The 20,995-nt window shown below is 60.6% G+C and carries 19 protein-coding genes, 2 tRNA genes and 1 pseudogene; 7 read left to right on the top strand and 15 right to left on the bottom strand.

Going from position 1 to position 20,995, the window contains the following annotated elements:
• Positions 1 to 358: 358 nt before the first annotated feature.
• Positions 359 to 2,746: a xanthine dehydrogenase family protein molybdopterin-binding subunit gene (locus tag OB905_09015; GenBank protein ID MCU4926122.1), complete on the top strand. Its 2,388-nt coding sequence runs from the start codon at positions 359 to 361 to the stop codon at positions 2,744 to 2,746.
• Positions 2,747 to 2,792: 46 nt separating this feature from the next.
• Here OB905_09015 and OB905_09010 read toward each other — a convergent pair whose 3' ends face one another.
• From OB905_09010 to OB905_08995, 4 genes are all read right to left on the bottom strand, one after another.
• Positions 2,793 to 4,076 carry an amidohydrolase family protein gene (locus OB905_09010; GenBank protein ID MCU4926121.1) on the bottom strand — a complete coding sequence of 428 codons (1,284 nt, stop codon included), beginning with the start codon at positions 4,074 to 4,076 and terminating at the stop codon, positions 2,793 to 2,795.
• A 170-nt stretch (positions 4,077 to 4,246) separates the two neighbouring features.
• On the bottom strand, positions 4,247 to 5,116 hold the full coding sequence (locus tag OB905_09005) for a xanthine dehydrogenase family protein subunit M (GenBank protein ID MCU4926120.1): 870 nt from the start codon (positions 5,114 to 5,116) through the stop codon (positions 4,247 to 4,249).
• A gap of 35 nt (positions 5,117 to 5,151) precedes the next feature.
• Complete coding sequence (locus OB905_09000; protein ID MCU4926119.1) at positions 5,152 to 5,667, bottom strand: (2Fe-2S)-binding protein; 516 nt, start codon at positions 5,665 to 5,667, stop codon at positions 5,152 to 5,154.
• 2 nt (positions 5,668 to 5,669) lie between these two features.
• Positions 5,670 to 6,269 carry an SRPBCC domain-containing protein gene (locus OB905_08995; protein ID MCU4926118.1) on the bottom strand — a complete coding sequence of 200 codons (600 nt, stop codon included), beginning with the start codon at positions 6,267 to 6,269 and terminating at the stop codon, positions 5,670 to 5,672.
• A gap of 341 nt (positions 6,270 to 6,610) precedes the next feature.
• Here OB905_08995 and OB905_08990 point away from each other — a divergent pair.
• Positions 6,611 to 7,220, top strand: a pseudogene (locus tag OB905_08990) (IS6 family transposase).
• 77 nt (positions 7,221 to 7,297) lie between these two features.
• Here the strand turns inward: OB905_08990 and OB905_08985 are convergent.
• From OB905_08985 to OB905_08965, 5 genes are all read right to left on the bottom strand, one after another.
• Positions 7,298 to 8,134 (bottom strand): methyltransferase domain-containing protein, encoded by an 837-nt coding sequence (locus OB905_08985; protein ID MCU4926117.1) that lies wholly within the window; start codon positions 8,132 to 8,134, stop codon positions 7,298 to 7,300.
• A gap of 88 nt (positions 8,135 to 8,222) precedes the next feature.
• Positions 8,223 to 9,065: a transcriptional regulator gene (locus OB905_08980; protein ID MCU4926116.1), complete on the bottom strand. Its 843-nt coding sequence runs from the start codon at positions 9,063 to 9,065 to the stop codon at positions 8,223 to 8,225.
• Between the two features lie 218 nt (positions 9,066 to 9,283).
• Positions 9,284 to 9,355, bottom strand: a tRNA-Thr gene (locus OB905_08975).
• Positions 9,356 to 9,476: 121 nt separating this feature from the next.
• Entirely contained in the window at positions 9,477 to 10,175 is a 699-nt protein-coding gene (locus OB905_08970) for a hypothetical protein (protein MCU4926115.1), read from the bottom strand.
• Between the two features lie 85 nt (positions 10,176 to 10,260).
• Complete coding sequence (locus tag OB905_08965; GenBank protein ID MCU4926114.1) at positions 10,261 to 11,055, bottom strand: NAD+ synthase; 795 nt, start codon at positions 11,053 to 11,055, stop codon at positions 10,261 to 10,263.
• 148 nt (positions 11,056 to 11,203) lie between these two features.
• On the opposite strand from OB905_08965, the gene OB905_08960 reads away from it, so the two are divergent.
• From OB905_08960 to OB905_08950, 3 genes are all read left to right on the top strand, one after another.
• A tRNA-Gly gene (locus tag OB905_08960) sits at positions 11,204 to 11,274 on the top strand.
• 105 nt (positions 11,275 to 11,379) lie between these two features.
• Entirely contained in the window at positions 11,380 to 11,823 is a 444-nt protein-coding gene (locus OB905_08955; GenBank protein ID MCU4926113.1) for a CBS domain-containing protein, read from the top strand.
• 98 nt (positions 11,824 to 11,921) lie between these two features.
• Positions 11,922 to 12,503, top strand: a complete 582-nt coding sequence (locus OB905_08950; protein ID MCU4926112.1) for a DoxX family protein — start codon at positions 11,922 to 11,924, stop codon at positions 12,501 to 12,503.
• Between the two features lie 202 nt (positions 12,504 to 12,705).
• Here the strand turns inward: OB905_08950 and OB905_08945 are convergent, their stop codons facing one another.
• Positions 12,706 to 12,858, bottom strand: a complete 153-nt coding sequence (locus tag OB905_08945; protein ID MCU4926111.1) for a hypothetical protein — start codon at positions 12,856 to 12,858, stop codon at positions 12,706 to 12,708.
• Positions 12,859 to 13,010: 152 nt separating this feature from the next.
• Positions 13,011 to 14,333 carry a hypothetical protein gene (locus OB905_08940; GenBank protein ID MCU4926110.1) on the bottom strand — a complete coding sequence of 441 codons (1,323 nt, stop codon included), beginning with the start codon at positions 14,331 to 14,333 and terminating at the stop codon, positions 13,011 to 13,013.
• A gap of 124 nt (positions 14,334 to 14,457) precedes the next feature.
• Between OB905_08940 and OB905_08935 the strand changes: the two genes are divergently transcribed.
• A complete protein-coding gene (locus OB905_08935) occupies positions 14,458 to 15,288 on the top strand; it encodes an NAD(+)/NADH kinase (GenBank protein MCU4926109.1) in 831 nt (276 codons plus the stop codon).
• Positions 15,289 to 15,315: 27 nt separating this feature from the next.
• On the opposite strand, the gene OB905_08930 is transcribed toward OB905_08935, so the two are convergent.
• The gene (locus OB905_08930; protein MCU4926108.1) at positions 15,316 to 16,053 is read right to left on the bottom strand and encodes a DNA-directed RNA polymerase subunit epsilon; all 738 of its coding nucleotides are present in this window, start codon (positions 16,051 to 16,053) and stop codon (positions 15,316 to 15,318) included.
• A 608-nt stretch (positions 16,054 to 16,661) separates the two neighbouring features.
• Here OB905_08930 and mptA point away from each other — a divergent pair.
• Positions 16,662 to 17,600, top strand: a complete 939-nt coding sequence (gene mptA / locus OB905_08925) for a GTP cyclohydrolase MptA (protein ID MCU4926107.1) — start codon at positions 16,662 to 16,664, stop codon at positions 17,598 to 17,600.
• Between the two features lie 88 nt (positions 17,601 to 17,688).
• Here mptA and OB905_08920 read toward each other — a convergent pair whose 3' ends face one another.
• The 3 genes from OB905_08920 to OB905_08910 all read right to left on the bottom strand — a co-directional run bounded on the left by OB905_08920 (position 17,689) and on the right by OB905_08910 (position 20,978).
• Complete coding sequence (locus tag OB905_08920) at positions 17,689 to 18,492, bottom strand: TrmB family transcriptional regulator (GenBank protein ID MCU4926106.1); 804 nt, start codon at positions 18,490 to 18,492, stop codon at positions 17,689 to 17,691.
• 66 nt (positions 18,493 to 18,558) lie between these two features.
• Complete coding sequence (locus tag OB905_08915; GenBank protein MCU4926105.1) at positions 18,559 to 20,247, bottom strand: DUF255 domain-containing protein; 1,689 nt, start codon at positions 20,245 to 20,247, stop codon at positions 18,559 to 18,561.
• Between the two features lie 50 nt (positions 20,248 to 20,297).
• Entirely contained in the window at positions 20,298 to 20,978 is a 681-nt protein-coding gene (locus OB905_08910) for an adenine nucleotide alpha hydrolase (protein ID MCU4926104.1), read from the bottom strand.
• Positions 20,979 to 20,995: the final 17 nt, after the last annotated feature.

The raw sequence follows: 20,995 nt of genomic DNA, 5'->3' as shown, positions 1-20,995 counted from the left end.
GACGTTTACCTGTTTACCCCCCCTGGCAGTGGCCTACCGCCGAAGCGGTGACCTTGTCGATGGACTCTCGTTCGAACTCCAAACAGGAGTGGTCGTTAGATGCGTCGCTCACGTTCAATGTCCTCGACTTCAGGGTAAGCTGCCTGTTGCCCACTCCATCGGGACGTTTGCTCGATGGTGATCTCTAAAGAGAAGACAGCACAGTTCTTTCGGCGGTAGTTTTATTCTAATGGCAATAGAGTAGCTAGCACGACTATGCGTGAAAATAACGTGCATGCCGATCTGGGGGGGATGGAGGAGAGGCATGGTACTGCTGGGGAACTTGGGAGCGGGCTGGGCTGCGATTCGAGGTGAATATATGAGTCAAGAGATGGCGAAAACCGTGTTCGGATCTGAGGTAGAGCGAAAGGAAGACCCGGAACTCATTAGCGGCGATGCACAGTATATCGATGATATTTCGGAGCCAGGAATGGTCCACATCTCCATCCTCCGAAGTCAATACGGGCACGCCAAAATCAACGGAATCGATACGAGCGCAGCTGAGGATGTTGAGGGCGTACTGGATGTATTAACGGCAGAGGATTTTGAAGAGGCCGCGTTACCAACCCCCAACAACATTCCAGTCATTTGGCACTTCCCTGAGGAGGATATTCCCGAGGAGTTCTGGAAACGAGTAATCGTTGGAGATACAGTCCGATACCAAGGGGAAGCGATTGCAGTAGTCGTTGCTGAAGACCGATACGTCGCGTACAATGCGCGTGACCGTATCGAAGTCGATTACGAACGGTTAGACGTTGTAACCGACCCGTACGAGGCGCTGGCAGATGACGCACCAGCCCTTCACGAGGGAGCAGAAGACAACGTCGTATTCGATTGGGAGGAAGGGGACGCAGAGCAATCGGAGGCTGTTTTCGAGGACGCAGACCACACGTTCGAGATCGAGTTACCGAGTCAGCGTATTCTTCCGACGTCGATCGAGACTCGCGGTGCGATTGCGAAGTACAATAAATCGAGTGAGAAGTTAACGGTGCAGATGACGAGCCAGAATCCGCATCTCCATCGAAATCTGCTCTCCCGGGTGTTGGAATTGCCGGAGAACAAGATCCAGGTTATCGCTCCGCACGTCGGCGGCGGGTTCGGGAGTAAGATCTACCACTACGCAGACGAAGCGATCGCTTCCTGGCTTGCGATGTATCTCGAACGGCCGGTGAAGTGGATCGCGCCGCGTTCGGAGACGAGTCAGACCGACGCACACGGTCGCGGATTAGCACAAAAAGGTGAACTCGCCATCGATAGCGACGGGTCGGTGCGCGGAGTTCGTGTCGATGGCGTTGTCGACGTCGGGGCGTACGTTTCTTGCTTGCTCCCTGCGCTACCGACTGACGAGTACTGGGGTGTGTTCTCCGGTCCGTACGATTTCGACACGGCTCACTGCCGGATCCGTGGCGTGCTGACGAACGCAGCACCGGTAGACGCGTACCGAGGCGCGAATCTCTCAGATGCTGCACACCTGTTAGAACGGTTACTTGATACCGCTGCCCGCGAACTGGATATCGACCCCGTCGAAATCCGTCGGCGGAATTTCGTTCCCGAAGATGCGTTTCCGTTTGAAACGGTAACTGGGATGCTCTACGATAGCGGAGCGTATGAAAAGGCGCTCGACAAAGCGGTGGAGTTGGTCGAGTACGACGAGTTACGGGAGCGCCAGGCGGAGCTCCGCGAAGAAGACCGGTATCTCGGGATCGGGATCGCGTCGTTCATCGAGATGTCGGGGCTTGGTCCCTCCGACATTTGTGGGATGCTCGGTGCGAAAACCGGCTACTGGGAGAACAGTACAATCCGTGTCCATCCGGAAGGGACAGTGACCGCGTATTGCGGCACCTCCGGGCACGGACAGGGCCACGAAACGACGTTCGCACAGATCGTCTCGGATAAACTCGGTGTCCCGTACGACGATATCGAAGTTATAGAGGGCGATACGGATCAAATCGCACACGGGCAGGGGACGTACGCGTCTCGAAGCGGCCCTGTCGGCGGTGGTGCGATAGCGCAAGGTGCGGACAAAGTCGTTGAGAAGGGACGCCGAATCGTTGCCCACCAGTTAGAAGCGAGCGAACAAGACATCGAGTTCGAAGATGGTGAGTTCCATGTTCGAGGCGCTCCAGAGCGATCGATGACGTTCAAAGAGGTCGCAGCCACCGCGTATCTCGCTCATGATCTCCCCGATGACCTCGAACCCGGGCTGGAAGAGTCAGCGTTTTACGACCCTGAAAACCTGACGTTCCCCTTCGGAACGCATATTGTCGTCGTCGAGGTCGATCCCGATACGGGTGAAGTAGCCTTCGAAAAGTACGTTGGCGTCGACGATTGTGGCGAGCAGATCAATCCACAAATCGTGGAGGGGCAGGTCCAAGGCGGGACTGCGCAGGGCATCGGCCAGGCGATGTACGAAGAGGTGCTGTACGACAAGAACGGAAACCTGCTCAACGGGACGCTTCAGGATTATACGGCCCCGAAGACAGTTCAAATCCCGGAGATGGAACTCGAAAGCACTGTCACACCGTCACCGCACAACCCGATCGGTGTAAAAGGCGTCGGGGAAGCCGGAACGATCGCGGCACCGCCTGCAATCGTGAACGCAATTGTCGACGCTCTCGAGCCATTCGGTGTCGATCACGTCGATATGCCGGCCACTGAAGAGCGTGTCTGGAGAGCAGTCCAGGAAGCAACCAGCGACGGGGAGTAACACCCCGTCGAATGGTCCGAGTGTTACGACGAGAGTGTTCCGACGATCACGGCTGATAATCGACTTTTCGTTCGCCTTCTGCTCGATAGATTGTCGTTTCTCCAGGGTCGGTTTTGGCGATCGGTTGGCCCTCGTTTAGAACGAGCGTTCGTGGAGAGCGCATCCGAAGGACGTTGAACGGGTCCGGGCCGTCGTAGACGACAAGCGATCCCTCATTGCCTTCTTCAATTCCGGACGCTTCGGCACCGACGATTTCGGCGTTCGAATCGACGAGCATCTCCCAGAGTGCGTCCACGTCGTCACGTCCGTTCATGTGGGCGTAGTGCAACAGAACGAACGCAGCTGTGACTGGATCACCATCACCGTAGTGATACCACGGGTCGATGATATCGTCTTGGCCGATGCCGACGGTGACGCCGGCCTCGCGTAATTCATCGACTCTGGTGTGGCCTCGCCGCTTCGGGTAGTCGTCGTACCGGCCCTGCAAGACCTCGTTTATTGGCGGGTTGGTGACGACGCTGACGCCGCTCTCTGCGAGCATACTACACAACTTACTCGCGTAGGAGTTCGAGTACGAGTGCATCGCCGTTACGTGGCTTGCTGTCGTCCGGTCACCGATCCCGCGCTTCAACGCTTCGCTGGCTAACACGCCGGTAAATCTCGATTGCGGATCGTCGGTTTCGTCGATGTGGAGATCGAGCGGAAGGGTTTCTTGTTCAGCGATGTCCACCACCGTTTCGATCTCGTGTACACCATCTTCTCGAGTGTACTCGTTGTGAGGGATGCCGCCGACGATGTCGACGCCCATATCAATCGCGTCGCGAAACAGGTCCAGGTTGGTTTCGTCCGTGTACAGCCCACTGATCGGGAACGCAACCAGTTGTAACTCGACAAGGTCCTTTACCTCGTTTTGAACCTCAAGAAGCGCTTCGACTCCGGTCAACTCCTCGTACGTGGTATCGACGTGCGTTCGGATGCGGGTGACGCCGTTCGATGCGAGCCACTCGATCGCTCGCGTCGCGTTCTCTTTGATCTCCTGTTTCGTGATCTCGTGTCGCAGATCTTCCCAGAGACGCCAGCCTTCTGCGAGGGTTCCCGGCTGATTCCACTGTGGCCGACCAGCTGTGAGGACCGCATCGAGGTGCGTGTGCGGTTCTGATAACGTCGCCGTGACCAACCGCCCGCCACCGTCGTACCGGTGATCCTCGTCGAACGCCGCGGCGTCTCCCTGCCCGGCAGGGGCGATTCGGTCGATCCGCCCGTCTCGGATCTCGATGTCGACCGCGTCTCCATCGCGTGTCCGAACGTCACTTACGAAGTAGTTTGACATATGCTCACACATGTGGTGGTATCGCAAAATAATTCCGGCACCGGTTACGTAGAGTCGGTGTAGCGAAAACACACCCGTCAGACACTTCGCACACTCGTGAGACGCATCGATCGGGCGTGAGACTAGGACAACTCTGCGAGGATAGAAAGTCGTGCGTCCCGCACGACTACTCAGTGACCATCCGCCCTGCTCGCTGCACGCTCTAACGCGCGCTCGGTAAACGCACCGAGTAACTGAAGGCGGAACTCACCCGACGTTCGCTCGTCATCCATCACCATGTACTCGTCGAGGCTATCGCCTGCCACGTCACCTGCAGCCGAGATCGTGTCTGCTGCTAGCTCCTCGTCGACGAGCACGTCTTCGACTTCCGGGAGACGAACACCGTGATCCATCACGCCGTTGGCGGCTACCCGCGCCTCGGTAACCGTTCCGTCTTCGAGGGTGAGACGGGTAGCCACACCGACGAGTGCATACCCCGAAGCCGGATCTGGTTTCTTGACGTAACTGCCGACGGTTCCGTCGTGCGGAACGGAAACAGCCGTGACGAGTTCACCGTCACCGACAGCAGTCGTGTACATGCCGTGGAAGAAATCATCCGCAGCGACGTCGCGCTCACCATCAGGCCCTCGAACCGTGATCGTTACGTCCGAAACGAGCACCGCAGCGGAAAGGTCTGACGCTGGATCCGCATGCGCGACATTGCCGCCGATTGTCCCGCGATTTCGAACCTGCAGGTCACCGATATTCTGGGTTGCCTCTGCGAACGCGGTCGCTTCCTCCCACAACCGTTCGTCATCTACGACCGCCGCGTAACGAGTGAGCGCGCCGATTCGGGTTTCGCCGTCAGAGCGCTCAATTCCGCTTAGCTCATCGATGTCATCGATGTCGATTATCCGCCCCGGACTGGCGAGTCCGCTTTTCATCATCGGCAACAAGCTGTGCCCTCCAGCGAGGAGTGTTGCTTCAGGATGCTCGGAAAGCAGCGTGATTGCCTCCGAAACACTGCCTGCACGGTGGTATGCGAATTGATCTGGGTACATTATCACTCACCTCCAATTAACAGGTTCTGCTCCCGTCATCGGTCGCGTTCCTCCCCGACTATTCCACCATCAGTCAGTTCCGTTTCTCGCATCTCCTCGGCTGCCACCTCGACAGCATCGACGATATTTTGATAGCCCGTACACCGGCACAGATTCCCTTTAAGCGCCTCTCTAATCTCCTCCCGATCGGGATGTGGGTTGTCCTCGAGAACATCGACCGCAGCCATGATCATCCCGGGCGTACAGTACCCACACTGCAAGCCGTGCTCTTCCGAGAAACTCCGCTGAAGCGGGTGATCATTATTCTCGGAGAGGCCTTCAATCGTAGTTATTTCAGACTGGTCGGCCTGAACCGATAGAACGGTACAGGCTTTCACCGCGTTCCCGTCCATACTGACAGTACAGGCCCCACACATCGTGGTCTCACAACCAATATTTGGGCCGGTATACCCCATTTCGTCTCGTAACGTGTGGATCAACAACCTGTTTGGTTCGACGCTCAACTCGTACTCGTTCCCGTTGACTGTGAGTTCGATCTCTTGTTTGGTCATGGTCAGAAAAGGTTGGATACTCGCTCCCGGAGGCTCCCATCGGAGTCATCAGTTAGATCTTGCATTTCGCTCTCTACCTGACTGAAAAACCGGCCGACGACACGGTTTGCAACGGGATTAAGCATTCGCTGACCCAGTTGCGCGATCCGACCGAATACGTCAGCCTCACTCTCCCACTGGATGTTCACTCCCTCGTCCGTCTCGATGAGTTCCATCTGCGACTGCATCTCGAAGGAGCTGCTAGTGGCGTCTCCTTGGCCGCTAGCTGTCATCTTCGGGAACTCCCGTTCGTCGATAGTCACGACCGTATCGAAAGTCGGCGAGACGTTTCCGACACTGATCTGCATGCGAGCAGCGTACCGCTTTCCCTCTTCGAATGCTCGTTCAGCCACGTCTTCCGGTTCCGCTGCCGGGAGGGTTTCTGGGTCTTCGTCAGGCCACCGTGCATCCAATTGGTCAAAGTCTGGGTTTTCGCCCTCTTCTAACGCGACCAGGAACTGACACCCCGGCAACGCCTGTTTTATCATGACTGGATCGGACAGGGCTAACCATGCCTCTTCAGCTGAGGCACCCTCGATGGATTCCGTCCCGCTAAACTCCATCGAGACAACCCCTCTCTGTGAGTGTGTCTTGTTGACTCATGTCTTTCCCAGTGTTGACCATTAGTATCTCGGATACCAAGTTAACTGTTGGTGGATAAATACGTGTGTAAAAACTCCGATATTATACTCATTGAAGCGCAAACAATGCCTGTTCGACAGGTGGAATTGCGACAGAGTGTGGAGGAGGGCACTGCCGAGATGAGGAGTGGAGGACGTGCAAGAAGTGGCGAGAAATGCTCACTCAACTCACCAACTCGTTCAGAGGGCACTGTCTAGTTGGGTCAGTTTGAGAAGCGAGCAGGCCGTTGAGTTAAGTTGGACTAGAACGCTCACAGAGCGTTCTGAGGACGCCTGTCAGGGCGTTCGCCATCCGTCTCCACACCATCGGTTGTTCGCTTCGGGAGACAACAATTATTGCCGAATTAGGCGCTGAACGCTCGCATGAAGCGGTTTGGAACTGGGTATCTCGGCTGGCTGACAGCGTTCCAGATCTGCCGAGGGCGAAGCCCTCGCGGGTCGTGGTTGACGAGACTGCTGTCAACATAAACGGCGAACGGCCTTGGTTATACGATGCAATAGACCTCGACACAACGTTGATTCTCGACGTCCAGTTGTTCGGCCCTCACGGCACCAATCCGGCGACTGCGTTCCCCGCATGGACTCCGCGAAAAACACGATCTCTCCGAGGCGGTGTTTCTCGTGGATCAGTTTGAATACCGGACTGCCCTTGCTCGATTAGGACTGCACGGTCAGGTTGACTAGACCGACCGAAACCTCATCGAAAAATGGATTCACACCTTCGAAATTCGAGTTGACCGTTTCTATACTTCGTAAGTGGGCAGTCGGCGGAGTGCCCGCAAATGGGTTGAACAGTTTGTGCATTACTACAACCATCAGAGACCGAATCAATCGCTCGATGGAACGACGCCAGTTGACGAGGTGCGAAACTAGACAGTTCCCGGCTCTATTTTGGTTATATCTCTATTAGATAATCACAAAGGTTGTACAACTCTCAAGATATATCTTGATTATTGCTGATCTTTATCCGCGGTGACGGCGTACGATTCCATTGGTGAGACGACTCCTTCGTCGTCGAGATAGGCCTTTGACGCATCCTTGACCGCTTGAATCAGTTCGTCCCGTACCGTTCTATCGATGGCCGCGATTGGCTCGGCTAGCGGTGAGCTGGCAGCCTCCCGGCGGACGAACTCCTCGACTGACGGATAGCGAACAGAACCGATCTCAATGGTGACTGATACGTCATCGAATCCTCCATCCCTTACGAGTGTTCGTAGCTCCTCTCCATTCCACGCGGGAAACGGAGCGCGCATCATCGTTCCGGCCTCGTCACTGATGTGGTGCTCCAGGGCGTCGGCCAACACCACGTATGCAGGATTGTAGTCGAGCGGTCGCCAGACACTCAGTGCCACGCACCCACCCGGTGTGAGAACTCGGCGCATCTCCTCGACTGCCGCGACGGGATCGTCGAAGAACTGGAGGGCCTGTTGACAGCAGACGATGTCGAAACTCTCGTCAGGAAACGGCAGGTCGGTCGCATCACCCTGTTGCCACTCGATCGATGGTTGCGTCTCTACAGCGGTTTCCGCCGCCACTGCAAGCATCCCGTTGTTGATATCGAGTCCGACCACAGCTCCACTCTCTCCTACTCGGGAAGCAGCACGACGCGTTACGATACCAGTGCCGCAAGCGACGTCCAGAACTCGATCTCCCGCCTGTACCTCGCTCGTCTCGATGAGGCGATCAGCCCATGGCGCAAAAATCGGCGGCACCAGATACTTTTCATAGGCCTCGGGAGCACTCTGTTCGAGTTGCCACCCAGTCGATTGGCTTGCGTGATTGCTCATGAGCGTTCACCACGAGCCAGATACGCTGCGAACGGAAGTATAACTGCCTAGTGAAATATTTCACGTCGTGAAAGCATGGGCGACGGGACTACTCCGGCTCGAATCGCATGGTTCGTCGGACCGAATCGATTGAGAGTAGATCAGTTGCGTCAGAGAGCGGTTGAGCCTCGTCCCGAAACTGGTCGTAATGGGACTCCGCCCACGTACGCATCGCGTCGCTTTCGGTGTCAACGAGCGACTGCAACGCTCCTGTTTCCGGATCGTAACAGCAGATGCTAACACAGTCATCGAACAGGCAGATCCCACACCGCTCGTCAAGTGGAAGGTCGTCGTGTAGCAAAATAGTGTAGTTGGCATGTCCTGCCGCGTTCAGGACTGTTCGTTCGTTCCAGGTGAGGAGATCCTCGAAAACGGCGGGTGGATAGATGTATTCACACTCCAGACCATCCACGACGTGGCCGAAAAATGGCTCCAGATTCCCCGACTTCAGTAGTGCCATACCAAACCCGCGCATTGTTCTCGTCGTCGTAAGTAATTCCGTGAGACGTTCGACAGGCTCGTAGGGATATGCTGGTCCTGGCTGAGAGACGACCACGTCGGTGAACAACTCGATGCTAAATCCGTCGATTTCGTGGGGAAGCCACGACCAAACCTCACGGAGTCGTCGCTGATACGCCATTGCGTTCCGAAACTCCGCAAACTGGTTGGCGACGAACTCGCCGAGTCCGGTTAGCTGATACAGATTCCCATCCCGGTCGATCCAGTGGCGATCTTGGAAGTCGGTGAGGATGCGGCCTATCGTCGGGGACGATGCTCCCGTTTCGGCGCGCAGATCATGCCGGTCACACGAATTCCTCGCCAGTGCATCAAGCACTCCCACGCGATGGTCAGAACTGACGAGGAACGCAATGTCGTCGAGTGCTCCATCCATGATCATGGTATGCGTTGGCGCGCATTAATCGTCTAGGCGCTGCTCTCGGGAAGGAGCTGCTCTGTGCAAGACACCTCATTATCGATAGGGGCAAACCAATCGTGACTTAATAGCTATTCTGCTGCAGCTTTTTTCTTGGCCTGTCTATAACAGCTTGAATGCCTCCACAGAGAACTCACAGTAGCAGATTCTGAATCTGTTTGTGACAAACCAATAAAAGCCTAGGCCGGGATTTGAACCCGGGCTCTCGTCCTTACCAAGGACGCGCTTTACCGCTAAGCTACCCAGGCAGGCATACGTTCGTTGACCGGAGTCGTCTTTATGGGTTTCGATTCCCGCCCCGGATGTGTCTGCGTGTCTCGGTCACGAACCCCGAAGCCCCAACCCCCCACTGCAACGAACCGCGCTCCCTTACGTGTCGGTCGCCGATGTCGCCCGATCGGTCGCGAGGCCATCGTCAGCGGGCGGCTCGGTGGGTGCGTACTCCACGAATGGGAGCTGCTCGGCCTCGGGTGGAAACGTTTGGTCCGTCGCGTCGGCAATCGCCCGGGCCGTCGCTAGCAGTTCCGGAGTCGGTGTCCGACCGACGGCGGCCGCGCCGGCCAGCGCCGCCAGTTCGAGCACGTCTCGTTCCAAGACCCCGTCGTGGCCGCCCCCCTCTCCCTCCTGAACGTGGGTCTCTTCCTGGCCGAACGCCTGCACGGTTCGAACGGCCTTCCCCGCGGCGTCAGTTCGTGCGAGGAGGTAGAATCCCCGGGCGACGAGAATATCGGCGGCCAGAATCTCGAGGTCAGCGTCGGTAGCGTCCTCGAGCGGTGGTGCGTTCTCCCCCGGTGTGTGTGGCTCTACGGCCGCCTCCCATGGCGCTTCGCGTGCTAACCGCCGGGTGAGTCGGAGCCCGTCGTAGATCAACTGGACGCCGGCGGCCTGGCTCGCGACGGCATCACTCTCGACGTCGGGATCGAGCTGGCGGGCGCTTTCGATCGCGAAGACACCAGGAGCCATCGACGTTCCGTCGAGTACGTCCGTCAGCCGGTCGCGTAACTGCGGCGGCTCGACGTCCGAGACGGCGTCACGGGCGGCGCGCCGACACGTGTCGGCCCTTTCCATCAATCGGGGGTTACGGCGGGGGAGGCAAAGACCTTTGGAAAGGGGGTCCGGATCGACGGAACCTGTGTGGTCTCCTGTGTCCACGCTACTCGAGGGGCTCGGGTGCCGGCGGGGCGGACCGTTTGTGCGCACTGGCCTCGTACATCTCGCGCACGTGCTCAACCGTCGATACGTCCACATCGAGCAGCCGAGCGGTCGCGGCCGCGGGGACGCCGCCGTCGATGTGCGTCGCGAGGATGGAATCTAACGCGTCGTAGGAAATGCCGAGTTCGTCCTCGTCGGTCTGGTCGGCCCACAGCTCCGCCGTCGGTGTCTTCTCGATCAGGTCGGTCGGTACGTCCAGATCGGCGGCCAGTTGGCGAACCTGCTGTTTGTAGAGGTTTCCGAGCGGGTGGCAGTCCACGGCGCCGTCGCCGTACTTGGTGAAGTAGCCCACTGCAGCCTCGCTTCGGTTGCCGGTCCCGAGGACGAGTCGGTTCTCGTGGTTCGCGACGAGGTAGTTGAACACCGCCCGAACTCGGGCTCGCGCGTTTCCGACCGTCACGTGGTCACCCTCGGCTTCGGGGTAGGCCTCGAGCAGTGCCTCGACGATTGGTTCGACTTCGACGACGTCGTAGCTGACCCCCAGCTCCTGGGCGACTCGCTCTGCATCACTCATGTTGTCCTCGCTGCTGACCCGAGCCGGGAGGACGAGCCCGTGAAGCCGATCTGCTCCCAAGACGTTCGCCGCGAGGTACGCCGTGGTGGTGCTGTCGATACCGCCCGAGAGGCCGAGTATGACGCCGTTGGCGCCCGACGTGTCGACCTGATCGCGAAGAAACGCCTCGATGTGTTCACGTCGGCGCTGCAGTTCCGACTCCGAGAACCGAAGATCGATCATTACCACAGTGTACGCTCGGAACGGCCTAATACTCTCTCCTCTGGGCTGACCGGTGGACGAACGGTCAGTTATGCGCTTCGGCGATCGCTGGGATCCGTTTCGGCACGAACGCTACGTTCAAGTTCCCGCCCCCGAAAGACGTTCGTGCGCGCCGTTGGTCCAGTGGTAGGACACTAGCTTCCCAAGCTAGTAGCCCGGGTTCGACTCCCGGACGGCGCATTCTGCTTCCGGACGGCGCATTCTGCTTCCGGACGACGCATTCTGTCCCCTCGAACCCGCTCTCTGGAGCACTACAGTTATGTTGGATCGCTGTGGCGTATAGGTATGTGCGCTCGGGTCGCCGAGGTGATGACTGCCGATGTGGTCAGTGCTGAGCGGACGACGGCGCTCGATACCGTTGCCAAGCGGATGATAGAACACGACATTGGGAGTGTTATCATCACGAACGACGGTGCTCCCTACGGAATTGTGACTGAGTCAGACGTCGTCGCGGCCGGCTACCGGATAGATCGTCCGTTCAGTGAGATCACGACCCAGGTGGTCGCGAGCCACCCGCTCGTAACGATCGAGCCGGGCCGATCGGTCAGGCTCACGATCAAGCGAATGCGCGACGAGCAGGTCAAGAAACTCGTCGTCGTCGAGAATCTGCAGGTCCGTGGAATCGTCACAACGCACGACCTGATCGACCACTACGGTGAGCTAACGCAGGAAATCGAGACAGTTCGGGAGCGACGTCGACGACGCGAGACCTCGTGGTTCGATTCGTAGGGGCTTTCCTATCCACCACGAAGAACTTCCCAGTCGACGAGAAGTCTCTATAGCCTCTTTTCTATTCCCGATAGTGAACCGAGTAGGTGACCTACCTGATGTCAACACAACCCTCAGAACGGACGCTCCGATCGGACCTACTGGGACGTAACGTCGAATTCGACTACTCCGAGACGTGGCTCGCTTACTCCATGCTCGGACTGCGACTCGTCATCGCCTGGGTGTTCTTGCAGGCCGGTCTGGAGAAACTGCTCGATGGCGGTCTTAGCGATCCGCTTTCGTGGTCGTCTGCCGGCTTCCTCGAGAACGCAGTCGCCGACGCGAACCCGCTACAGGGGCTGTTTCTCTTCTTTGCTGATTATGCGGCGATCGTCGATCCGATGGTAATCTTCGGTCAGATTCTTATCGGACTTGCGCTCCTGTTTGGGGTCTTCTTCCGCTTTGCCGCCCTCATGGGCGCCATCCAGATGCTGTTCTTCTGGACCGCGGCCTGGCAGGGTGGACTCGCGGCTGGACTCCCCGTCCAGAACGGCTACGTCATCGACAGCTCGTTCGTCTACATGCTGTTGCTGTTCGGACTCGGCGCGTGGGGTGCGGGTCGGCTGCTGGGGATCGATAGCTACCTTGAACAAACCGAGTTCGTCCAGCGCCGCCCCTGGCTGCGCTACCTGCTCGGGTAGCGCCCCACATCTTCTGACGGGCGAGCTGTCTCGAATCAAGCGAATCACAACGGTGTGACTCCGGACACGCCCCGAACTGCGCGGGGCTGAGAGCGACACGACCGTCGGTCTGCTACGCAGGAAGCGATCGGTGGCTGAAGACGCTACTCACCGATCGACGGGACGGAACATACGGACCGCTCACTGCGATTCGACGAGCCGGTCAGTGATTTTGGTGAATGTGGTCTCGGAGTCCGTCGGTTTCGTCGAACTGTTCGTTACACTCTGCACAGACGTTGTGATGCAACGCGACGTGCTGGGTAACGCCGGCTGCAGACTGGAACTCCGCGTCACACGTGGAACAGGCATACGACATTGCATTAGTAACTCAAGAGACACTGCTTAAAAACGGTTGCTAGCATATGCATATTCACACGCCATATTATTTAATAACCCTCTCGTCGACGGTAGCAAGCGACCTCGGCCGGTTTGTCGCGGATAGGCGGGAAATCCGATCCACCCAGGCTCTCAGAAGTATCCAAAGAGCGTCCCGATCAGCACGATACCCCACGCTGCGACGCCTGCAACGAGCAGATCGTTCAGCCACGAGTCCCGCGTCGCGCGCTTGGCCGCGCCGCCGGCGATCAGCCCGAGGGCGACGACCACGAGCATTCGCTGGACGACGACGTCGACGGGGAGGGAGTCGACGCCCATCAGTCCGTAGTCGAGCCAGATAGCGACCGCGAGCGAACCCGAGGCGACGACGGCTGCGTCGAGTCGACGTGTCAACCCGCGGGCGATTACGTAGGTGACGATCGGTAACCCGAGTGCAATAAACGGGTACAGCATCGCCGCGATCATGTGCATCGTCAGCGCGTCGACGGTCCGCTCTAGGGCGACGCCGCCGAGACGGACTCCCAGAACGATCGCGAGGATGCTCAGGGCTAAGATGATGTGGCCCGCTTCGACGCGATCGTATGCTGCTCGAAGACGACGCTTGTCCACGTCGGTCAGGTGATCATCCATCGCTCCGTCGAGCGCCTCAGAGGCCTGCTCGCGACGCTTCCGATGCTGTCCGCTCGCGAGGCCGAGCGCGACCGGAACGAGCGCCATTCCTACCAGGTCGACGTACGTCGCCCAGCCGTCGGCGTCGGAGGGGCCGGCGTTTTCGACGTTGATCCGTCTGATATCCTCCTGCCTGTCGACGCTTGGGAGGTCCATGAACTCCGATTCGATCTCGAGTTGGGCGCTCTCGACGCCGTCGACACGGTGGCGCAGCGTGAACCAGTCGAAGTGTTCCGTGTGGGCTTGCATCGCGACCCACTCGTCGTCTGCGTTCGGCGACTCATAGAGCCGAATGTGCATCCGCTCGCCGTAGTAATCTCCGTCGTCGAGTTGGAGTGTCTCGGTCATCCAGTAGGCATCGTCGCCGTCGCCTGGATCGACCCAGGCGTACCGGGTCGTTCCGGCGGCTTCGCCCCACTCGGTCCCGGTCGCGTGGTGACCCTCGTCCTCGAGGAACGCGTACGTCTCGGCCTCAGCGTCCATTTCGTCCTCGTCCAGTACCTCCCAATCGCCGTCTCCCTCTTCGGTCAGTTTCTCGACGACCGCGTCGGCGTCGCCGCGAACGAACAGGTTGAGTGGGCTGCGTTTATCGTGGGCCTCGCGCGCGCTCAGATACGCCCAGATCCCGCTCTCTGACTCCTCAAGCGCGAGGACATCCGGCGCTGGCTGCTGCTCTTGTTCGGGGGCGACGTCTGCGGTCGAGGGCGAGAACAGGAGCGAGGGGCCGCCGATGAAGAGAACGGCAATGGCGAGCAACGCGAGTCCGACGACGATCGACCGACGCATTAGTGACCGATAGCGACTCCTCCCTGATTAATCCACTCGCCGAGCAGCGCGTTTGCCACGGCAGAACGACTCCGTGGACAGCAGAACGCAGAGGTTTTTACCACGGGTCGGGTAGCCGACGATCATGGTCGTCGACGTCGGGATTGTCGCCCAGCGCGACAACGATCGAGCCCGCGGACTCGCAAAGCGGCTGGTCGGGGAACTCTCGCGGCCGGATACGGACGTCGTCCTCGACGAAGAGACCGCGGCAGTCGTCGGCGCGCCGGGCGTTCCCGTCGGCGAGATGGGCGGGTGCGACCTCGTTGTCAGTATCGGCGGCGACGGGACGCTGCTCTTCGTCGCCCGTGAGGCTGGCGACGCACCGATTCTCGGCGTCAATCTGGGGGAGGTCGGATTCCTGAACGCCATCCCGCCGGCGGACGCCGTCGAGTCAGTCACTGCAATCGTCGACGAGCGTCGTGAGACTGGTTCGGTTAGCGGACGCGAAGTCGCTCGGCTGCAGGCCAGCGGCGAGGGGTGGTCACTCGTTCCGGCGCTAAACGAGATCGTCGTCCACGGTCCGCGCCGTGGCCGCGGCGGCGGCGCCTGCATTACAATCGACGTCGACGGGCAGCGGTACGTCGAGAGCCACGTCGACGGGGTGATCGTCGCTACGCCGACGGGGTCGACCGCGTACAATCTAAGCGAGGGTGGCCCGCTCGTTCGCCCGCGGCTGGACGCGCTCGTGGTGACCCAGATGGCCCCCTCGGAGTCGATGCCGCCGCTCGTTCTCGACGCAGACACCGAACTCGAGTTGACGATTACCGATGCCGACACCGCCTACGCGATCGGCGACGGCCGGAACCGAAAGCGTCTGGAGCCGCCGGCCACCGTGACGGTAACGCTGGCGGACGATCCAGTTACGCTCGCGGGCCCGCCGGTCGACTTCTTCGAGGCTCTCGAGAAACTGGAGTGAGCCGACGCCTCGTCTGTCGGTGGCAGCTCAACTCGCTCCCTCGCCTGTCCCGCCGTCGGCCTCGCCGTCGACCTCTGTCCGGGCTGCTGCGGGGAGATTCGGATCGCGCCACGGCTCGCGCCCGTACGCCGGCAACTCCTCGTCGAGTTGGGCTTTTAACACTCGCCGAAGTCGGTTGAGACTCGTCGTATCGAGTCCATGGCGTTCGGCCAAGCGCTCGAACGTCGGGTCGTCCGTGATGTCGTGGGCGCGGTACTCCGCGAACAGCTCTTCCATCCGATCCGGAGAGAGCGCCGAGACGTCGACGTCGTCGAGGCCGAAGTACGCCTGCCGGTCGACGTCGACGACGTGGCGGATCACCACCAGCGCGACCGTCGGGATCGCCCGCTGACTGCCGAACCCCCGGAGGTCGATTGCGTCCATCACGCCCAGCGCCAGATCTCGCTGCCAGGGTGTCAGCTCTAAGGCGTTACACAGTGCCTGGGTCGTCCGTAGGCGATCGAGTCGGTGGGCGCGCTCGCCGTAGCCGGGCGTCGCCGGATGCTGCTCGTCGTGCAGTCGGCGGACGCTTTCGGAGACGTCGCCCTCAGTCGAGTCTGCACGGCCGATCACCGTCGCGCTCGGCGTGACGACGCCCCAGCGTCGAACCGTCGCGTCCCGCTGGAGGTCGGCGCGAGAGACCGAGCCGGCTCCGGCTCGGGTTTCGATGCGTCGCTCCGGACGGTCCGTGACGGTCGCGTGTTCCGTGCCCGCATCCTCGCTCATCTCGTCGGGAGGTGAGACGGGCAGACGGAAAAAGGCTCGCTCGTCGCCTGGGTTCGCTCACGCATTCCGATACGTTCCTCGGCTACTGAGTCGAGGCGGCGCCGAAGTCACCGCTCCCGGGTCGAATCGACCACAGAGCTATCGCTTCCGGAGAGAGGTACCCGCGAAAATGCCCTTCATAGCTCTACCTTGTGACCAGAAGCACTTAAAGAAACGTTCGGATGGCAAACCTGTTACTCGGCTGTTGTCCCCTCGAGTCAACTGCCACGCGCTTCCCACTGTCCTGATCCACACTGCCGGGGCTATCGCTCGAAACGGTGCTTCTCGAGAAGGCGACTTCCCGTCATAGCTCCACCTTGTGACCAGAAGCACTTAAACAGAGGCGCGGGCTGGTTCGACACTCACACAGTTCGCGCTCCGCTACTGGATGTATCGACTCGAAAAACTGGCCCGCAATCTCCCGTCATGGCTTCACCTTGTGACCAGAAGCACTTAAACAACTGCGCCGGATCGTTCCGCCCCCATAGGACTCCCTCCACCGAGGACATCCCGCCGGCGGAACTTCGCCTTTCGAAAGGGCTAATCCCATCCTGGCCCGAATGCGGCCAATGAGTCCACAACTTCCCGACGTGCAGGCGTCGGCCCCCGACGTCACCGTTGGCCTGAGTCAGGTCGGCGTGACCGGCGTCGAGAAGCTCGTCAAGATCGCCCGCGAGGGAGAGCGACCGATCGTCCTCACCGCCGAGTTCGAGGTCTTTGTCGACCTGCCCGCCTGGCGCAAGGGCGCAGACATGAGCCGCAACATGGAGGTCATCGACGAGATCTTAGAGGACGCCACCCGCGAGGAGGCCTACCGCGTCGAAGACGTCTGTGGCGACGCGGCCGAGCGCCTCCTCGAGAAACACGACTACACCTCCCGGGCCGAAGTCTCGATGGAAGCCGAGTTCATGCGCCGCGAACAGACTCCCGAGAGCGACCGCGAAACGCAGCATATGGTCGATATCGTGGCTGCGGCGACCGCCACCGACGAGGGCACCCGCGAGGAGATCGGCGCGACGGTCACCGGGATGACGGTCTGTCCCTGCTCGCAGGGGATGTCCGTTGCTCGTGCGAAACAGACCTTAGAGGATCTGGGCGTCGAGGAGGAGACGATCACCGAGTTCTTGGATCAGGTTCCCCAGCCGGGCCACTCCCAGCGCGGCCACGCGACCCTGACCGTCGAGGCCGGCGGCGACCCCGCGGTCGATCTAAACGACGTTATCGACATCGCTCGCGACTCGATGAGCGCGCGAATCTACAACCTGGCAAAGCGCCCCGACGAGGACCACATGACCTACGCCTCCCACGCGGACGCGAAGTTCGTCGAAGACTGCGTGCGTGCGATGGCCGAGGGCGTCGTCGACGACTTTGATCACCTCCCGGACGACGCCGTGATCACGATGAAACAGTCGAACGACGAGTCGATCCACCAGCACAACGCCCACGCCGAGCGCGTCGTCGAGATGGCGACGCTTCGTGACGAGGTCAACGGCGAACTCGAAGGCTGAGCCCCAACTCGCCTGATTACTACCTACTGACCTCGACTGCATAGAATCCGGACTGCGTCAAATCCGACCGGACAGACTCTGCAACCACTTAGAACTCGAGTGGCTGAGCTGTCTCCCAGTGTGGAAGGAACTCCTCGTGGACATCCGCAGCGAACTCGGGGTCTTTCAGATCGATCATCCCGAACAGTTCGTTCGACGACAGCGGGTTCGGCACCTGGATACAGACTTCCACGCCGTCGATGAGGGTAAACGAGCCGGTCACCCCGTCGCTCGTGCGAACCGAGAAGTCAGGTCGCGTCTGTAACTGTTCGCGGTACCGGTCGCCGACGCTCGGGGACAGCGAGCCGACCAAGTCGGGGCTCATCAGCAAGTCGACCGTCACGTCGCGCTCGAGCGCCTTCTCAAGCTGCGTTAGTACGTCGTCGCCAACCGTCCGAATATCGACTGCTGGGGCCGGATCGGCCGCCACCATGAGAATATCCCTGTCTGCCGCTGTGAGCCGCTCGAGCAGGAGGTCGATCGTCTCCTCGGGACCGACTGCCGCCGTCCAGAACTGCTCTTCGACTGGCTCGGCCGCGTCTAACTCCGCCGAGAGTTCGTCGACGATCGACTCGTACTGCTCGGCCCGGGCTTCGAGCTCCTGTTTCTTATCCTCAAGGAGGCGATCCAGCGCGGTCGCAGGCTCGACAGCCACGTACTTTTTCGGCCGGCTCGCGGTCTGGGTTCGGACGAGATTGTACTGCTCGATACTGTTGAGAACGTCGTAGATCCGTCCCATCGGCACGTCGCTGGCCCGGGACAACTCCTTGGCGGTTGTTGGACCCGTATTCAGCAACGAGCGGTATGCTCGGTCCTCGTACTCGGAGAGGCCGAGGTCTCTAAGGGTGGCCATACTGCCTACAATGCCACCGAACTGTGATAAACGATACGGTGGTTTACTGCTGTGGTGGTAGCTTTGTCACCCGAGCACGTCGCCGATTCGGCCGCTCAGTTCGGCTGGCGTGGTCGCGGGCTCTCCACGCCGATCGCCGCGCTCGGCGCGGGCCGTCCCCGCCGACACGGCCGTCGCGTTCGGGATGACCACGGTTTCGTGATCTGCTAGACGTAGCGCTGCCCGATGGAGGTCGCTGCCGGCGTCCGTCCCGACGCGGACGACCAGCGGTTCCTCGAGCAGCCGCGCTGTGACCGAGCCGTAGGCCGCGACGTCGGGGCCGAACCGATCGCTCGCTCCAGCAAATGCCTCGAGTGTCTCCCGTGCGACCCGTCGGTAGCGGTCTTCGCCGGTCACGATCGCCAGGTCGACCAGCCCGTCGGCCATCGCTACGTTCGCATCGAGTGGGCGGAACGGCCGTTGGAGCAACCCGACGCCCTCGGGTGGCGCATCGACGAACGAGTCCCCCTCGCGCAACTCGTTGATCGTCGCGTCTGCGACCGCCTGTGCATCTGCGATGGTTTCCGCACCTACCACCGCGTTGGCGGTGAGTAGCGCCCGGAGGGTTCGCGCCTGCGTCTGGAGGTGTGGAACACTGACGGTCGCGCCGGATCGGTCGTCGGTCCCCTCCGTCACTTGCTCATCAGCCGCTTGCTCATCGAGCGCTGTTCGTCGGTAGCTGACCACGCCGTCCGCGAGGTGGTGTGCTCGAAGCGACGACAGCGCACGCTCGCCATAGCGGCGGGCGCGCTCGTCGTCGGTGTAGGCCGCGTAGGTGAGCAACGCGTCGATGGCCATCGCGTTCGGGCCGGCCAGGACAGTGTCGTCGACGGGTGGCGTTTCTGTGGCTTCGCCGCCGTTCAGCTCGTCAGTGTCGGTTGCCGGCCCGCCGGGCGCCTGACTGTTCGCGAACGCTTCGATCCCGTCGTTCCAGAGGGTCGTCGTCAGATACTCGACGGCCCGCGCCGCGGGCGTTCGGTAGGTCTCGCGACCGGTGTGGAGGTACGCGTTCGCGAACGCTCGGAGCAGCGCCGCGTTCTCGTCTATGAGCTTCTCGCGCTGGAGTCCAGACCAGTCCCGTTCGGTCGCAAAGCGGTAGAAACCACCCTCGTGCTTGTCCGCCAGGTTCGCCGCGACTGCGTCGTACGACCGCAGCGCCATCTCGCGGTCGCGTTTGAGGGCGAACTCGAGCGCGTCCGGCAGCGGGAACTTGGGCTCGGTTCCCCAGCCACCCGCGACCTCGTCGAAGGCGTCGTCGAGTTGTCCGAGCATGGCCCCCTCGATATCGGTAGTAAGCTCTCCTGCCGGCGTCTCGTCGTCTCGGAGCGCTCGTGGAACCCGGCCTGCGTCTGCCCCTTTCTCGGCCCACATCTCGGCGACGCTATCCAGCACCTGGCGCATGCCGTCCGGATCCAGGTAACCGGCACCGGTCAGGAGCGTTCCGTCGGGGGCGAGAAAGACGGTCGACGGAAAGCCGCCCATGTTGTACCGGTCTCGCACGCGCGGTCGCCGATCGACGTCGACCCGGACCGGAACGAACCGGTCGTTGACGTTCGCCGCAATTCGGGGCTCTGCGTAGGTCTCTGCGTCCATCTCGTGGCAGTGATCACACCACGTCGCCGTCAGCGAGAGTAACACCGGAACGTCCGCCGCTCGCGCCTCCTCGAAGGCGGCGTCGTCCCAGGACCGCCACTCGACTCGCGTCGCGTCGTTCATACTCGGGCCAGGCGGGTGAGGCGCCTAAGGCCTTCGTTCGGACAGCGTACTCAGGCCTCCTCTGCCAGTCGCAGGTCGCTGTAGTGGATCTCGGCCTCGCCGACCGACCGGGTCACCGTCTCTCCGGTCTCGACGTCGACGGCCTCCTCGAAGATCGGCCCGTCCCAGACGAACGTGTGAAACTCGCCGTGCTCGCCACAGGGGTCGACGCCGTCGGGGAGGTCGTCTATGAACGCGTCGTCGAGCTCGCGACCGGCGAACGACGCGTCGAGCGCTGCATCGTCGACGGCGACGACCGTCGCACGAAAGCCAAGAGCGAGCCAGTCTTCGATCAGCGCGGTCGTGTCGCGTCCCCAGACCGGCCAGGTTCCGTCTACCGGACACGCCGCGAGCTGGGTTTCACGGTAGTCTCTGACATCTTCGAGAAACAGGTCCCCGAACGCCACCCGTTCGATCCCGCGTTCGGCGTAGTCGTGCATCTCGGCTTCGAACCTCGCCTCGTACTCTTCGTTCGACGGTTCCGGTGGGAGAGAGACGCAGTTGATCGGGAGGCCGATCGCTGCCGCTTGACGCTCGTACAGCGCTCTGTGCACGCCGTGTATCGAGCTTCGGTCGTACTCCTCGTTGATCGTTGTTAGCAGCTCTGTGACCGATTTGCCCTGCTCTCGGAGGGTGTACAGGGTGTATGCGGCGTCCTTTCCGCCACTCCAGGACAGCACGATCGGCGCCATTCTATCGCTTCGTTTGC

This window comes from Halobacteria archaeon AArc-dxtr1 (genome assembly GCA_025517425.1).
In the GTDB taxonomy this organism is placed as follows: domain Archaea; phylum Halobacteriota; class Halobacteria; order Halobacteriales; family Natrialbaceae; genus Halostagnicola.
The sequence above is the reverse complement of the archived record's forward strand: the minus strand, read 5'-3'. Positions and strand labels throughout refer to the sequence as shown.

Coding starts and splice junctions, on each gene's coding strand:
- OB905_09010 (MCU4926121.1), bottom strand. CDS start 4,076: ATGTCAAACTACTTCGTAAGTGACGTTCGGACACGCGATGGAGACGCG.
- OB905_08935 (MCU4926109.1), top strand. CDS start 14,458: ATGGTCGTCGACGTCGGGATTGTCGCCCAGCGCGACAACGATCGAGCC.
- OB905_08995 (MCU4926118.1), bottom strand. CDS start 6,269: ATGGAGTTTAGCGGGACGGAATCCATCGAGGGTGCCTCAGCTGAAGAG.
- OB905_08910 (MCU4926104.1), bottom strand. CDS start 20,978: ATGGCGCCGATCGTGCTGTCCTGGAGTGGCGGAAAGGACGCCGCATAC.
- OB905_08915 (MCU4926105.1), bottom strand. CDS start 20,247: ATGAACGACGCGACGCGAGTCGAGTGGCGGTCCTGGGACGACGCCGCC.
- OB905_08930 (MCU4926108.1), bottom strand. CDS start 16,053: ATGAGCGAGGATGCGGGCACGGAACACGCGACCGTCACGGACCGTCCG.
- OB905_08985 (MCU4926117.1), bottom strand. CDS start 8,134: ATGAGCAATCACGCAAGCCAATCGACTGGGTGGCAACTCGAACAGAGT.
- OB905_08980 (MCU4926116.1), bottom strand. CDS start 9,065: ATGGATGGAGCACTCGACGACATTGCGTTCCTCGTCAGTTCTGACCAT.
- OB905_08945 (MCU4926111.1), bottom strand. CDS start 12,858: ATGTCGTATGCCTGTTCCACGTGTGACGCGGAGTTCCAGTCTGCAGCC.
- OB905_08970 (MCU4926115.1), bottom strand. CDS start 10,175: ATGGAAAGGGCCGACACGTGTCGGCGCGCCGCCCGTGACGCCGTCTCG.
- OB905_08940 (MCU4926110.1), bottom strand. CDS start 14,333: ATGCGTCGGTCGATCGTCGTCGGACTCGCGTTGCTCGCCATTGCCGTT.
- OB905_08965 (MCU4926114.1), bottom strand. CDS start 11,055: ATGATCGATCTTCGGTTCTCGGAGTCGGAACTGCAGCGCCGACGTGAA.
- OB905_09005 (MCU4926120.1), bottom strand. CDS start 5,116: ATGTACCCAGATCAATTCGCATACCACCGTGCAGGCAGTGTTTCGGAG.
- OB905_09000 (MCU4926119.1), bottom strand. CDS start 5,667: ATGACCAAACAAGAGATCGAACTCACAGTCAACGGGAACGAGTACGAG.
- OB905_08920 (MCU4926106.1), bottom strand. CDS start 18,492: ATGGCCACCCTTAGAGACCTCGGCCTCTCCGAGTACGAGGACCGAGCA.
- OB905_08950 (MCU4926112.1), top strand. CDS start 11,922: ATGTCAACACAACCCTCAGAACGGACGCTCCGATCGGACCTACTGGGA.
- OB905_09015 (MCU4926122.1), top strand. CDS start 359: ATGAGTCAAGAGATGGCGAAAACCGTGTTCGGATCTGAGGTAGAGCGA.
- OB905_08955 (MCU4926113.1), top strand. CDS start 11,380: ATGTGCGCTCGGGTCGCCGAGGTGATGACTGCCGATGTGGTCAGTGCT.
- mptA (MCU4926107.1), top strand. CDS start 16,662: ATGAGTCCACAACTTCCCGACGTGCAGGCGTCGGCCCCCGACGTCACC.